At 65.4% G+C, this 14,454-nt stretch carries 11 protein-coding genes; 1 reads left to right on the forward strand and 10 read right to left on the reverse strand.

All coding sequences use genetic code 11. From position 1 onward, the window contains the following. The first annotated feature begins 19 nt into the window (after positions 1-19). The gene (locus LQE90_RS10295) at positions 20-3,301 is read left to right on the forward strand and encodes a DEAD/DEAH box helicase (protein WP_216529658.1); all 3,282 of its coding nucleotides are present in this window, start codon (positions 20-22) and stop codon (positions 3,299-3,301) included. Positions 3,302-3,367: 66 nt separating this feature from the next. Here LQE90_RS10295 and LQE90_RS10300 read toward each other — a convergent pair whose 3' ends face one another. From LQE90_RS10300 to LQE90_RS10345, 10 genes are all read right to left on the reverse strand, one after another. Further along, positions 3,368-5,911, reverse strand: a complete 2,544-nt coding sequence (locus LQE90_RS10300) for an acetyl-CoA carboxylase carboxyltransferase subunit alpha (protein WP_216529659.1) — start codon at positions 5,909-5,911, stop codon at positions 3,368-3,370. A 42-nt stretch (positions 5,912-5,953) separates the two neighbouring features. Beyond that, a complete protein-coding gene (fabZ, locus tag LQE90_RS10305; protein ID WP_216529660.1) occupies positions 5,954-6,403 on the reverse strand; it encodes a 3-hydroxyacyl-ACP dehydratase FabZ in 450 nt (149 codons plus the stop codon). An 80-nt stretch (positions 6,404-6,483) separates the two neighbouring features. Next, a complete protein-coding gene (fabF, locus tag LQE90_RS10310; RefSeq protein WP_216529661.1) occupies positions 6,484-7,791 on the reverse strand; it encodes a beta-ketoacyl-ACP synthase II in 1,308 nt (435 codons plus the stop codon). Beyond that, positions 7,788-8,552: a 3-oxoacyl-[acyl-carrier-protein] reductase gene (gene fabG, locus LQE90_RS10315; protein WP_216529662.1), complete on the reverse strand. Its 765-nt coding sequence runs from the start codon at positions 8,550-8,552 to the stop codon at positions 7,788-7,790. The genes fabF and fabG overlap by 4 nt, the downstream gene beginning before the upstream one ends. Beyond that, on the reverse strand, positions 8,549-9,562 hold the full coding sequence (locus tag LQE90_RS10320; protein ID WP_231088288.1) for an ACP S-malonyltransferase: 1,014 nt from the start codon (positions 9,560-9,562) through the stop codon (positions 8,549-8,551). Before LQE90_RS10320 ends, fabG begins: the two co-directional genes overlap by 4 nt. Before the next feature lie 10 nt (positions 9,563-9,572). Next, a complete protein-coding gene (locus LQE90_RS10325) occupies positions 9,573-10,544 on the reverse strand; it encodes a nitronate monooxygenase (protein WP_216529663.1) in 972 nt (323 codons plus the stop codon). A 72-nt stretch (positions 10,545-10,616) separates the two neighbouring features. Next, entirely contained in the window at positions 10,617-10,838 is a 222-nt protein-coding gene (locus tag LQE90_RS10330; RefSeq protein WP_114567577.1) for an acyl carrier protein, read from the reverse strand. Between the two features lie 117 nt (positions 10,839-10,955). Then, entirely contained in the window at positions 10,956-11,471 is a 516-nt protein-coding gene (locus tag LQE90_RS10335) for a MarR family winged helix-turn-helix transcriptional regulator (RefSeq protein ID WP_231088289.1), read from the reverse strand. Between the two features lie 73 nt (positions 11,472-11,544). Beyond that, on the reverse strand, positions 11,545-12,351 hold the full coding sequence (locus LQE90_RS10340; RefSeq protein ID WP_231088290.1) for a DUF2238 domain-containing protein: 807 nt from the start codon (positions 12,349-12,351) through the stop codon (positions 11,545-11,547). 17 nt (positions 12,352-12,368) lie between these two features. Next, entirely contained in the window at positions 12,369-14,450 is a 2,082-nt protein-coding gene (locus tag LQE90_RS10345; RefSeq protein WP_216529665.1) for a ribonuclease R family protein, read from the reverse strand. Positions 14,451-14,454: the final 4 nt, after the last annotated feature.

The raw sequence follows: 14,454 nt of genomic DNA on the forward strand, positions 1-14,454 counted from the left end.
TCGCGAAAGGAGCGCGTCCATGATCTCAGAGCACGAACTCGGCAGCCAATGCGCATCCCGCACGCTTGCGCGGGCGCGCTCGATTGCGGAATCGGATCGCAACATCCTGACGAAGCAGGTGCGCTACGACGGCAACGAGACCACCTTGAGCGCGTTCGTGGCAAGCAGCAGCGGATGGGACGACCGCTACCGCACCTCCGTGGCGATCAACGAAAAGGACGACGCCATCCTTGACTACGCTTGCACCTGCCCCGCCTACCGCGAGTACGACGGCATGTGCAAGCACTGCGCGGCGCTGCTGCTGGCCTACAACGAGGAGCCCCAGAAATTCATGGGGTACCACGCCAAGAAAACCGCGGCCACGTCGAACTGCATCGCGGAGTTCATGAAGCGTACCGAACAGCTGACCAGCGACAACGACCTGCAAGGCACCATCGACATCGAAACGACCGTGGCCTACGGCTACCGCGACTGGTCGGCTCACTTCAAGATAGCGGGCCCGCAGGGATCCTACGTCATGAAGAGCATCTCGGAGTTCGTGGATCGCATGCGCACAGGCGAGCGGTTCTCGTACGGCAAGAAACTCGCCTTCACGCACGCCCCTGCCCTGCTCACCGAGCACGCACGCGACATCGCGCAGTTTCTGGACCGCGCGGTCTCGCTGCGAGAGCGCGCGAACGGAGCGGCCTTCTGGCGCTACCGCGGGCGCGACGAGGTGGGACGCGACCTTCAGCTTTCGGACATCGAGGTGATCGAGCTGCTCGACCTTCTGCACGACCGGCCGTTCGTCGTGCAGGGAACGGACTACGGAACGCGCTCGATCACCCATGCCCGCATCATCGAGGCCGATCCGAGCATAGACATCAACCTGCGCGCCGCCGACCAGGGAGGCTACCTCATCTTGCGCGGCGACGACATCGTGCTTGCCGCACAGGGAAGCCGCATGTACGTTTGGCAAGACGACGTCTTCTACCGCTGCTCGCCCGAATTCGCGCAATGCGCCGACTTCTTGCGCAACGTCTACGACAGCGACGAGAGCAAGCTGTTCATCGCCGAGGCGGACATGCCGCTGTTCTGCGCCGCCGCGCTGCCCGCCATCGAGCGGCATCTGCACGTGCGCGCGCCGCGCGAAGTGGAGGCGTACCGGCCCGTACCCTGCCAGCTGGAGTTCTTCTTCGACAAAGACGATCGGGGCGTGACCTGCGACGCCTGGGCCGCCTACGGCGAGAAGCGCTACCTGATCTGCGGATTCACCAACGATGAAACCGCCGAGGAAACAGCGGGGCCCCTGCGCAACGAGCGCATGGAGGCGAAGGCGGTCGACCTGATCAAGCGCTACTTCAACCCGTTCGACGCTTCCATCGACATCGATGACGACGAAGCCGTGGCAGCCCTCGTGTTCGGCGGCCTTGCCGAGTTCCGCGAGCTGGGCACCGTGTTCACCACGCCCGCGTTCGACCGGCTCACCCGCGACGGCAAGCCGCAGGTAACGCTGGGCGTGTCGCTGACGGGCAACCTGATCGACCTGACCGTGTCCTCCGAAGACCTGCCCGCGCGTGAGCTGAGCGCGCTGCTGGCCAGCTACCGCAAGCGCAAGCGCTTCCACCGCCTTCGCAGCGGCGCGTTTCTGGACCTGCGGGACTTCGATCTGTCCCAGCTTGACCGGCTTGCGGCCGACTTGGGCCTGACCGCGAAGCAGCTGACGTCCGGCCACGCCCAGCTGCCCGCCTACCGCGCGTTCTACCTGGACGAAGAGGACAACCTCGAGCGGGATCGGTCGTTCACCCGCTACGTGGAGAGTTTTCGCCACGTGGACGAGCGGTCGTACCATGTGCCGGACAGCCTTGCCGACACGCTCAGGCCCTACCAAGCGGAGGGCTTTCGCTGGCTTTCGGCGCGCTGCGACGCCGGGTTCGGAGGCATCTTGGCCGACGAGATGGGCTTGGGCAAATCCGTTCAGCTGATCTCGCTTCTGCTGGCCCGGCGCGACCATGCCTGCGAAACCGGTCCGAGCCTGATCGTCTGCCCCGCCTCGCTCGTTTACAACTGGCTTGCCGAAATCGAGCGCTTCGCGCCCGAGCTTCGCGCGCAGGCCGTGACGGGATCGAAGCGCGAACGAGCGCGCATCCGCAATGCCGCGCTCGACGGGCAGGGCGCGCGAAGCGATGGGCACGCGCCCGTCGATCAGCCGATCGACGTCCTGGTCACCTCGTACGATCTGCTGCGCATCGACGTGGCGGATTACGTGGGGCGTTCGTTTTTCTGTTGCGCGCTCGACGAGGCGCAGTACATCAAGAACCCTGCCACCCTCACGACGCGCGCCGTCAAGCGCATCGACGCCGCGCACCGCTTCGCCCTGACCGGCACTCCCATGGAGAATCGCCTGAGCGAGCTTTGGAGCATCTTCGACTTCCTGATGCCCGGCTTGCTTGGCCCGTACGCTCGCTTCCGCGAGCGGTTCGAAGCGCCCGTCGTAGGCGGAGACGAAGCCGTGGCCCGACGACTGCAAGCCGTGGTGGGACCCTTCATGCTGCGCCGTTTGAAGACCGACGTCCTTGCCGATTTGCCCGACAAGCTCGAGTCCATCGTCTACGCGCACCTGGAGGGCGAGCAGCAGCGCCTGTACGCCGCGCACGAGCAGCGCCTGCGCGAAGATTTGACCGAGCAGCGCAACAACAGGAAGAACAACGATTTCGGAAAGCGGAAGGTGGAGGTGCTTGCCGAGCTTACGAAGCTGAGGCAGCTCTGCTGCGATCCGCACCTGCTCTACGAGAACTACGGCGGCCAGGCGGCGAAGCTCGACGCCATCATGGAACTGGTCGACTCCGCTATGGACGCCGGCGAAAAGACGCTCGTGTTCTCGCAGTTCACCAGCTTTTTGGAGCGCATTGCACGGCGCCTGAGCGCAGCGGGCGTTGCCTACTACACCATCACGGGAGCCACGCCCAAGCAGAAGCGCCTGGCCCTGGTCAATTCGTTCAACGAGGACGAGACGCCGGTGTTCTTGGTGTCGCTCAAGGCCGGAGGGACGGGCCTTAACCTGACCGGCGCATCGGTCGTGGTGCATGCGGATCCCTGGTGGAACGCAGCCGCGCAAGACCAGGCCACCGACCGCGCCCATCGCATCGGCCAAACGCGCGTGGTGAGCGTGCAGCGCGTGATCGCCAAGGACACCATCGAGGAGCGCATCGTGCGTTTGCAGCAAGCGAAAAGCGAGCTGGCAAGCCAAGTCGTTGGAGCGAGCGGCGTTTCGCTTGCGAACCTGACCCGCGACGACCTTATCGACCTGCTGCAAGGATAAAACGAAGGCGGCGCCGGTGGGACAGCGATCGCCACCCCACCGGCGCCGCGGGCCGTCTTGCTCGCCCTAGAACTTCATGAAGCGCTCGTAGCGCTGCTTCAGCAGATCGTCCAGAGGACGCTCGCCAAGCTCCTCGAGCGTTTTGACCACGTAGGCCCGAACGCCTTGAGCAGCCGCTTCGGGGTTTTCATGGGCGGGGCCGGCGCCCTCGGGAAGAACGGCGTCGACGATGCCCATCTGGCAGGCCTCGTGCGCGCTCATCTTCATGACGGCCGCCGCTTCGGGGGCGCGCGTGCGGTCCTTCCAAAGGATGGAAGCGAACCCTTCCGGCGAGAGAACCGAGTACACGGCGTGCTCCTGCATGGCCACGCGATCCGCAACGGCCAGGGCCAGAGCGCCGCCCGACCCGCCTTCGCCCAGAAGCACGCTCACCACCGGCACGCGCATGCCCGCCAGCGCTATGAGGTTGTCCGCAATCGCGTTGCCCTGCCCGCGTTCCTCCGCCTCGGTGCCGCAGAACGCGCCCTGCGTGTCCACCAGGCACACGATCGGACGCCCGAACTTCTCGGCCTGGCGCATGATGCGCAGCGACTTTCGATAGCCTTCCGGCTGCGGGCAGCCGAAATTGCGCTTGATGCGCTCCTTCAGGTCGCGGCCCTTTTCCTGCGCGACCACGGTGACGGCGTGCCCGTCGATCCAGCCCAGCCCGCACACGATGGCGGCATCGTCGCCGAACGCGCGATCTCCGTGCAGCTCGATGAAGCCGTCGACAAACGACTCGATGTACGACAGCGCCGTGGGACGATGCACGTTACGCGCCAGCTGCACGCTTTCCCATGCGCGGTTCGAGCGCGTCGAGAGCGCAACCTCGCCCCGAGCCGACGACGACGGCGCGCCGTCTTCGAGGGGCAGCCGACCGTCCGCGTCGAACCCGCCTCGCTTGAGCGCACGCTCCAGACGTCTGCGCGATGCCGCATCGCTGCGCGCGAAACCGCCCATCAGGCCCGCGACGCGATCCCTCAACCGTGCCGGCGCCCAAGTCGCCTCGGTCAACGACGCGCCCTCCGGAGTGAGGTTCCCGTACGTCACGGTATTGTACGTATGCGTGCCGTTCGCCAGGTTGTCGCGCACGGCTTCGTAGCTGACGAATATCTCCCGGTCCCCCGGTTCGTGCCCGCTCTTCCCCGCGCCCGCAGGAGAGGTTGCCAGATGAATGGCCAGCACGTGCGCGAGCGCGCTACGCAGGTTCTCGCGCTCGACGATCGCGTCGATCAGCCCGTGCTCGAGCGCGAACTCGGCGGTCTGGAAGCCTTCGGGAAGCTCCTGCTTGATGGTGTCCTTGATCACGCGTTGGCCGGCGAACCCGATGAGCGCCCGCGGCTCCGCCAAGATGACGTCGCCCTGCATGGCGAACGACGCGGTCACGCCGCCCGTCGTGGGATCGGCGAGCACCGAGATGTACGGAAGCTTGGCCTCGGCATGACGGTCGAGCGCGAACGAGACCTTCGCCATCTGCATGAGCGACACCAGGCCCTCCTGCATGCGCGCGCCGCCCGACGCGGTGAACACCACCACGGGCAGGCGCTCGTCGGTTGCGCGCTCCACGAGCCGCGCCACCTTCTCGCCCACGACCGAACCCATGGACCCCATGAAGAACTGCGACTCCATGATGCCGATGGCAACGCGCAAGCCGGCGATGCGGCCCTCGCCCGTGCGCACGGCCTCGTCCAAGCCGGTTTTATCGCGCTGCGCGGCCAGCTTCTCCTCGTAGCCGGGAAATCCCAGCGGATCGGTTTCAGGCACCGATCGGCTCCATTCGACGAAGCTGCCCGCGTCGAGCAGGTCGTCGATGCGCTCGGCCGACGACATGCGCAGGTACGTGCCGCACGACGGGCAGACGTAATGCCCTGCGGCCACGCTGGCTGCATCGAACTTGAGGCCGCACGCATGGCAGGCCCGCCAGGCTTCCGTGCCGTTTGCCGTCTTTTCCGTGGAGCAGAGCACCCAGCCGAGCAGAGGGGACTCGACGCTGAGCGGCTTGAACACGCGCACGCCGCGCGCTGCAGCGCGCGCCAGGAAGCTGTCGACTTCCGAAAGCGCAACGGCTTCGTCGCAGAGCAAGATGCAGGACGCCTGGCACTCCGAAGCGGCCTGCAGCACGGCGTGGGCGTTGCTGAACAGGGCGTCCGTATACTTTTCGCCCAGGCAAACGCTCAGCGCAGCCGCCTTCACGTGCGGGTCGTAGCGACGATCCTGCGTATACGCCGCGCACGCCGCGAACCCGGCCTCGACCACTGCGGGAAACAAGCGGCGCGCCGTCTTCGCGCGGGCCATGACAAGAGCCACGGGAGCAGGTCGATCGACTGCAACGTCAACCCCCGAAGCGCATCGGCCCGCGCCGACGGCCTCGGAGAAAACGGACGCGTCCACCGCGTCGAGCGCGTTCGGAGCATCCGGGAAAGCTCCCGCCGCCTCGGCCGCCATGCGCGTCAGGCGATACACGACGTCGGCGGAACCCTCCGCCGCTCGGACCGCCGGCATAGCACCGCTCTGCGACAGCATCGCCCCGTCGGTTGCGATGGTGATGTAGTTCTGCTTACGCTGTTTCATCGAACGACCTTCCGCTTGCCGGACACGCGACGCTGTCGCGCGCTACGCCTCGGCCTTTGCCAGCACATACTTCTGCGTCGCCGTCGCGCACACCTGGCCGTCGACGCTCGCCTCGACCTCCGCCACGCACAAGCGAGACGAGGATTTCACGATGCGGCCCTTCAAGACGAGCGTGTCGCCCGGCTCCACCTGACGGCGAAACTTCGCGTTGTCGATGCCCGTCAAAAACCCGATCGACCCCTCGGCCCCGCGCTCTACGAGCACGCAGAACGAGGCGGCCTGGGCAAGCGCCTCCATGATGATGACGCCCGGCAGCACCGGGTGCCCCGGGAAATGGCCCGCGAACAGCGCCAAGCCGGGATCGACGTCAAACTCGGCCGTCACTTCGACGCCCGGCTTGCAGGAGGTCACTCGGCTCACCCAGCAAAACGGGTCGCGGTGCGGCAGCACCGCCTCGACGACGTCCTTGCCGCAGGGATACTCGATATCCATAGGTTCTCCTTTCAACGGCGCGCGCTTTGCGCGCCATGCGCCCGCGCGAGACGCCAAGGCGTCTCGCGCTCCGACGGCCGTCAGGCCAGCGAGGTCCGGTACGGCGAGATGGCCAGCGAGGCGTTGTGGCCGCCGAAGCCCAGCGAGTTCGAAAGCGCCACCTTCTGAGGGTAGTTCGTCTTCGCCTCCACCACCACGTTCACCGGGCACGCAGGATCGGCTTCGGCGAACCCGGCCGTGGGAGGAACGCAGTCGTTGGCCACGGACAGAGCGCACACGATAGCCTCGATCGCACCCGCGGCCCCCAGCGTATGGCCCGTCGTGCCCTTCACGGAAGTGACCGGCACCGTACGAGCGAGCTCTTCGCCGCACACGGCGGCAAGCGCCTTGGACTCGGTCGCGTCGTTTGCGGGCGTACCCGTCCCGTGCGCATTCAAATGCCCCAGGTCGGCAGGCGTGAAGCCCCCTTCCGAAAGCGCCTGCAGCATCGCGCGCGCCACGCCATCGCCGCTCGGCTCGGGAGCGGTCATGTGGTAGGCATCGCCCGTCGAGCCGAAGCCGACGACCTCAGCCAGCACGGTTGCCCCGCGCCCGAGCGCATGTTCGAGCGACTCCAGAACCACCGCGCCCGCGCCCTCGCCCGCCACGAAGCCCGCTCGGCGCGCGTCGAAGGGCAGCGACGCCTCGCAAGGATCGGACGACTTCGAAAGCGCGCCCAGGTTCGCGAACCCAGCCAAGCAGATGGGAGACACGGACTCTTCCGAGCCTCCGGCAAGCGCCGCGTCGATGTAGCCGTGCCTGATGTCGCGCACGGCCGTACCGATGCAATGGGCTCCCGTTGCGCAAGCGGTCACCACGTTCAGGCACTCGCCCTGCAAACCGTAGCGAATGGACAGGTTGCCAGCGGCGATGTTGCCGATCATCGTGGGGATGAACAGCGGGCTCACGCGCTTGGGGCCCTTCTCGGCCAACGTGGAGAACCCGCTTTGCAGCTCGTCGATGCCGCCGATGCCCGTTCCGAACACGCACGCGATGCGCGTGGCGTCCTCCGCTTCCATATCGAGCCCCGCCTGAGCCATGGCCTCGTCGGATGCGACGATGGCGTACTGCACGAACCGCTCGAAACGGCGCGCCTCCTTCTTGGAAAGGCCGTGCTCGGTCGCGTCGAAATCGCGCACCTCGGCAGCGATGCTCACGTCATGGTCGGTCGCGTCGAAACGCGCGATCGGACCTATGCAGCAAGTGCGGCCCATGACCGCGTTCCAAAGCGCCTCTACGCCGACACCGGCAGGAGACACCGCGCCCATGCCGGTGATGACCACGCGATGCGTGCCGTCGGGACGGCGCGTGGCGATATCCTGGGCACCCGAATTCGCGTTCTTGCTCATAGCGACATACCTCCATCGATGCAGATAACTTGCCCGGTCACGTAACCGGCCTCCTCGCTCGCCAAAAATCGAACGAGCGCGGCAACGTCCTTCGGCTCGCCGAAGCGTCCCGATGCGATGCGTCCCAAAACCGCGTCGCGCTGCTTGTCCGACAGCTCGTCGGTCATGTCCGTGGATATGAAGCCCGGAGCGACCGCGTTCGCCGTGACGTTGCGGGCGGCCAGCTCGCGCGCGAGCGATTTCGTCAGGCCGATAACCCCCGCCTTGGAAGCCGCATAGTTCGCCTGACCCGCGTTTCCGGCCACGCCCACCACGCTCGACAGGTTCACGATGCGACCGTAGCGCTGTTTCATCATGCGCTGGGCCGCCGCTTTGCAACAGTTGAACGTACCCTTGAGGTTCACATCGATAACCGCATCGAAGTCCTCCTCCTTCATGCGCACCAGCAATCCGTCGCGCGTGATGCCCGCATTGTTCACCAGCACGTCCACGCGCCCGAACGCTTCATAGGCGGCCTCGATCAATCCCTGCGCCTGATCGGCATCGGCAACGTTCGCCGCCACCGCAACGGCGCGCACGCCGTACTCGTCGGCCAAACCATCGGCCAGCTCCTGAGCTGCGGCAAGCCCGCGTTCGCTCGAGCAGTTCACGCACACGTCGAAGCCGGCGCACGCCAGTTCTTCGGCCACCGCACGGCCGATTCCGCGGCTCGATCCGGTAACGACCGCGCTTCGGCGCAGGGTTTCGGGTTGGTTGGTCACAGTGTCTCCTCTTCGGAATCGGAGGCGCAGCACGTTTCTGCGCACGCTTCAAGGCTCGTTCGATCCTGTACGCAGCAACGCGTGAAGCTCCGATCGATGCGCTTCACCAGGTTCGCCAGCACGCCGCCGTAACCCGCCTCGACGAACGTGTCCGCACCGGCGGCTGCAAGCGTCTCGATGCTTTGCTGAAAGCGAACGGGACCGGTCAAGTGTTCGACCAGGCGCGTCCGCGCACGCGCCGCGTCCAGGGGCGCGGCGGACAGGTTGCAGATGAGCGGCACGCGAGGCTCGGCAAACTCCACGCCGTCCAGGTACCGTGCGAGCTCGACTGCGGCGTCGCTCATCAAAGGGCTGTGGAACCCCCCGGACGTAGCCAACCGCGAGAAGCGCCCCCCTTGGTCGGCCCATGCGGCCTCGATGCGCTCGATAGCCTCCGGCGTTCCGGAAACAACGATCTGGCCAGGGCAGTTGTAGTTTGCCGGAACCAGAACGCCGCCCTGCGCGCATTCCGCGCACAGCGCGCGCACGCTCTCTTCGTCGGCCTTGAGCAAAGCGCTCATGGCGCCCGGTTGCGCGGCAGCCGCCTCGGCCATGAGGCGGGACCGCTCGCGCACGAACGCGAAGGTCGCCTCGTCCGACAGCATGCCCGACACGGCGAGCGCGCTCACCTGGCCCAGCGAGAAGCCCAGCACGGCGATCGGCTCCACGCCGCGGGCTTCGAGCGCACGCGCCGCGCCGATCGACAGCGCGCACAGCGCCGGCTGGGCATAGCGCGTGTCGTTGAGCTGATCGGCGCTTGCATTCGAAACCAGATCGGCTACGTTGTAGCCCAGCACGTCGGACGCGCAGGAGAACACCTCGGCCACTTCGGGAAGATCGAGCAGGCTCTCCCCCATGCCGGGCTTTTGCGAACCCTGGCCCGAGAGCATGAACACGGGATGCCCGGAAAGCATGCGCGGAACCGAAGGCGCGCCGGTGCGCGGTCCTTCCGCGAATTGCGTGTCAGCCACAGCGCACCCCTTACCGAACGCGTGCGCGCCGAGCGTTCAACTGCGCCAGCGCCTCAAGATCGAGTCCACCGAGAGCCTGCGCCTCGGCGACCATCGAAGCAACCACGTCCGCCGCCGTCCTGCGCTCGCTCACGAGCGCAGCCGACTGCCCCGCCATCATGGTCCCGTTGTCCACGTCGCCCTCGACGGCGCGCCTGAGCGAACCCACGTACATCGCCTCCAGCTCGTCGCCGTGCGCAGCAGCGTCGCCTTCCAGCTTGCGCACGGTGCGCGCGAACTTGTTCTTCAAACAGCGAACGGGATGCCCGCTGCCGCGGCCCGTGACTATGGTGTCGGAATCTTTCGCAGCGATGACCTTGTCCTTGTAGGCATCGGCGATGCAGCACTCGTCCACGGTCAAGAAGCGCGTGCCCACCTGCACCCCTTCGGCCCCAAGGGCGAACGCGGCAACAAGCCCGCGTCCGTCGGCTATGCCTCCCGCCGCGATCACGGGGATCGAAACGGCATCGCATACCGCCGGGACGAGGGCCATCGTGGCAAGCTCGCCGATATGGCCGCCCGCTTCCGTGCCCTCGGCCACCACGGCGTCGGCTCCCAGGCGCTCCATGCGCACGGCGAGCGCGCTCGAGGCGATCACGGGAACCACCTTGATGCCGGCGCCCTTCCACAGATCCATGTAGTTCGCCGGGCTGCCCGCGCCCGTGGTGATAACGTCCACTTCAAGCTCCGTCAAAAGCTTGGCGACCTCTGCAGCGTTCGGATCCATGAGCATGACGTTCGCGCCGATAGGCTTGTTGGTTTTCGAGCGGGCGATGCCCACCTGCTCCTCGATCCACGACAGCGGCGCGCCGCCGCATGCGATGATGCCCAAGCCCCCCGCTTCGCTGACCGCTGCGGCCAGATTCGCGTCGGCGATGCGAGCCATCGCTCCTTGGATGATGGGCACCTCGATGCCCAACGTGTCCGCTACCCGCGTTCTCATGCTCCGATCCTCTTTCTCGAACTAGCTCGTCATGCCAAAAGCGGGCCCCGAAGGCCCGCGTCTTCAGCCCCTCTACTTCAAGGAATCGATATGAGCGACCAGCTGGCCCACCGTTTCGATGCCCTCCGGCTCGCCGAACTCGACGTCGCACTTCTCCTCGAGATCGCAAATGAGCTCGACCATGTCAAGCGAGTCGATGCCCAGCGAATCGAGCGTGGCGTCTTCGACGATGCCGTTGGCATCCAGGTCGAGGTTTTCCACAAGTACGTCCTTCACGATGTCGATCGTAGCCATGTTGATCCTTCCACTTCCAAATTAGTTTGATAATCAAAGTATTTAGGCATAGACGATGATAAGGAGACTTTGCCTCGATTGCAAGTGCCTTGTCGGCCCCTCCACGATTTCTGCGCGCTACTCCTGCGCGTCGAAGAATGCCTTGACTTTCGCGAGGGCAACGGCGAACACGCGCTCTTCTTCCTCGCTCAGATCGGCTAGCGCCTCGTCGATCATCTGATGATGGAACAGGTTGTGGGCGCGCAGCACCTGACGGCCCTTTTTCGTAAGCGAGACCAGTACTTTGCGCCGGTCGTCCTCCGCGCGCTCGCGCTCGACGAAACCCTTCTTGACCAGCTTGTTAACGGCCGTGGTCAGCGTTGCCAGCGTCACGCCCAGGCGCGCGGCAACCACGTTCATCGGGCTGCGCTCGTGAAGGCCCACGGCCACGATGGTGTGCACTTCGGTAATGGTGAGCCCCTGCGTCAGACGGTTGTCCAAAGATCGCTCTTCGATGCGCAGGATGGAGTTGAACGTGCCCGACAGCAGGTCGTCGATCTCTTGCCGACGTGCGCGCACGGCATCGTCGGCCCCTGCCCGAGGCCTGCTCGAAAAAGATCGATCAAGGTCGCTCGATCCATGTGCCGTTTCCATAGCCGTCCCCTTCCCGCGCCGTCGATGCCCGCATCATACCGTATTCGCTTTGATCATCAAAACGAATACTCGATCAGCAATCGGAGCCTCGGCGACCGCCGGACGAACTCGGCCACGGAACAAGCCTTTTGACGATGGATCCCGAACCCTTGCTTTTGAGGTAGCGGTACCCGATAACCGAGAACACGATTGCGCCGATCAGGTTCACGAACAGATCCTCCATCGTGTCCATAAGCCCGATATCAAGGTAGCCCCCTACCCCAAGCTCCTGACCGTTCACGACAACCTCTTCTATCCCGTCTATGCGCACAGGGTGCTGCGATCCCGTGGGATCCAAGAGCGCGCTCGCGATGCTGGTGACCACCGCATCCTTTTGCATGTCCAGGCCGAACACCCGATCCATGCCGAATTCGAAGAACTCCCAAAGCACGCCGATGGTCATCGAGAAGCAAAACGCCACCACCACGCAGAAAAACGGCGAGAGCGAGAAGGCGATGCGGTCCGATCGATTGAGGATGGACACGAGGGCAAGCCCGATCGCAGCAGCTAGAAACCCGTTGAACGTATGCAGAAGCGTATCCCAAAATGGGAAGATGGTATAGAAATGCAGAAGCTCGCCCAAGATCTCGGCAGCGAAAATGAACAGCACGATGATCACTTCGAGCGTTTCGGGGATGGTGATGCTGAAGTTCACTTCAACGAACGCGGGCACCAAGAACAGCACCAGCGTGAGAAGGCAGAGAAAGAACGCCTCGTAATTGCCGAAAACGAGCGCGGAGGCCGCGCACGCGACCACGATCAAGCGCAGCACCACGTACACGGCGAACGTTCTCTTGTTGCTGTGCATCTGGCGCGCCATAGCTTGCGCCGTCTCCCTCATGCGCCCCATAGCCCCGGCTACCGCCCCTGTTGAACGGGACGGAAATCCAGCCGCCTGGCGCGCGGGTCGGCGGACGTCAAAACCACGGCAAGGCGCTGCCCCAAGCGATAGGTTGCGCCCGTATCCTGGCCGGTCAGGCGATGCTGAACCGGATCGAACGCGAAGTACTCAGGCCCCAGGTTCCTCACGGGCACCAAACCTTCGGCGGTGTTGTCCAACCGCACGTACAGCCCGTACGTGGCCACGCCCGACACCACGGCGGAAAACGACTGGCCCACGAACGCCTGCAAGTACTCGATGATTTTGATTTCCTGGGATTCGCGCGCCGCCTTCTCGGCCACACGCTCCATATCCGAGGAATGCTCGGCTATCCAGGGAAGCGCCGCAACCTCCTGATCGAATCGCTCCGACCGCTTCGTCAGCTGCGCCTTCAGCATGCGATGCACCACCAGATCAGGATAGCGCCTGATAGGGGACGTGAAATGCGCGTACGCGCTGCTGGCAAGCCCGTAGTGGGGCTCGCACGCGGGCCGGTAAACCGCCCGCTTCATGGAACGAAGCAGCAGCGACGAGACCAGCTCCCCTTCCGCGCGGGAAGCACTGGCCTGAAGAACCTGCTGCAGCACCCGGGGATCGCCCGCCACCAGCTTGTCCTGATCGACCAGGTCGAACCACGAGAACTCCTGAAACACCGGGATCAGAGCCGCCAGGCTGTCCGCCGACGGCTGCTCGTGCACGCGAAACAAGCTCGGGAACCGAGCGTCGTCCAAGTGGCGGGCCACCGTTTCGTTCGCGAAGATCATCGCCTCTTCGATCAGCGAGGTCGCGTCGGTCTTGCGCCTGAGGTCTATGGCAACGGGATGCCCCTCCCGATCGAGGCGCACGCGTGCTTCCACCGTGTCGAAGTCCAGCCCCCCCGCCGCTTCGCGCGCCGCCGAGCGCCTGCGCGCAATGAGCGAAAGACGGGCAAGGCGCCAGGCAAGCTGGTCGTCGGCTTCGGTCTGGGCGTCGAGCATGTCCTGCGCCTCGTCGTACGACAAGCGCGCGTTCGAGCGAATAAGGGCGGGGTACAGATCGTACGAAACCAACCGCGCATCGTCGTCGAGGTACAGATCGACCGTCATCGAGCGCCGCACTTCGTTCGGGCGCAGCGAGCACAGATCGCCCGACAGCTCCTCCGGCAGCATCGGAATCACCCGATCGACCAGGTACACGCTTGTTGCGCGGCGCCGCGCATCCAGGTCAAGCGACGAGTTCCACGGCACGTAATGCGAAACGTCCGCGATATGCACGCCCAGCCGCCAGCGTACGGCCTCCGCCCCGCGCCCGTCCACGAACCGCATGCCGCGAGGAGCTTCCTCCCGGCGCGCCGGCTGGCTCAGCACGATTTCGCCGTTCGTCAAAACGACAGGATCCAAGGAGATCGCATCATCGAAGTCGCGCGCATCCGCAGGGTCGATGGTGAACGTGAAGCGCTCGCGCAGATCGCGGTACCCTTCGGCCAGCGCGGCATCCTCGTCGACCGTCGCAGCGCGCGCCTCCGAAAGCGCGCCTTCGGAAAACGTCGTCTCGAGCTTGTGCCGCGCGATCACCAAATCTATCGCCGCGGCCTCCTCGTCGGCCTTGCCGAGCACTTCTTCGATAACCCCCGTCGCCGCCGTGTTGCGGGAGGGAAACGTGGAGATGCGCACGCGGACAAGCGAGCCGTCCTCGATATCAGGGTATTCTGAGCGCATCGTGAAAATGTCGTAGGGGATGCGCGTATCCTCCGGAACCACGACGCCGAAAGGTTCGGCCACCTCGTAGCGGCCAACCAGCGTATCGTGCGCGCGGTCGATCACGCGCAGCACGCGCGCAGCCGGCTTCTCCGTCGCAGGGGATCCGTGCCGCTCGTGCGGCTGCTTTCCACCGCCCTTCGGCGCGGGGAGAGGGGCCAGCTCCACCAAATCGCCGTCGAACGCACCCGCCATCTTCGACTCCGGCACGAAGAACTCGCCCTCGGCGGTCTGCACGAAGCCGAAGCCGCCCGCGCGAACCATCAGGACGCCTCGAGGATGAGCGCGGGGTGCGCGCCGCGTATGCGAACGGGAACGAGCCACGGCT

It is taken from the genome of Paraeggerthella hominis (assembly GCF_021044775.1).
Taxonomy (GTDB): Bacteria; Actinomycetota; Coriobacteriia; order Coriobacteriales; family Eggerthellaceae; genus Paraeggerthella; species Paraeggerthella hominis.

What these genes read in the sequence shown, in the direction of transcription:
- LQE90_RS10335 (WP_231088289.1), bottom strand. Translation starts at nt 11,471, where the DNA reads ATGGAAACGGCACATGGATCGAGCGACCTTGATCGATCTTTTTCGAGC.
- fabF (WP_216529661.1), bottom strand. Translation starts at nt 7,791, where the DNA reads ATGAGCAAGAACGCGAATTCGGGTGCCCAGGATATCGCCACGCGCCGT.
- fabZ (WP_216529660.1), bottom strand. Translation starts at nt 6,403, where the DNA reads ATGGATATCGAGTATCCCTGCGGCAAGGACGTCGTCGAGGCGGTGCTG.
- LQE90_RS10295 (WP_216529658.1), top strand. Translation starts at nt 20, where the DNA reads ATGATCTCAGAGCACGAACTCGGCAGCCAATGCGCATCCCGCACGCTT.
- LQE90_RS10340 (WP_231088290.1), bottom strand. Translation starts at nt 12,351, where the DNA reads ATGAGGGAGACGGCGCAAGCTATGGCGCGCCAGATGCACAGCAACAAG.
- LQE90_RS10325 (WP_216529663.1), bottom strand. Translation starts at nt 10,544, where the DNA reads ATGAGAACGCGGGTAGCGGACACGTTGGGCATCGAGGTGCCCATCATC.
- LQE90_RS10300 (WP_216529659.1), bottom strand. Translation starts at nt 5,911, where the DNA reads ATGAAACAGCGTAAGCAGAACTACATCACCATCGCAACCGACGGGGCG.
- LQE90_RS10330 (WP_114567577.1), bottom strand. Translation starts at nt 10,838, where the DNA reads ATGGCTACGATCGACATCGTGAAGGACGTACTTGTGGAAAACCTCGAC.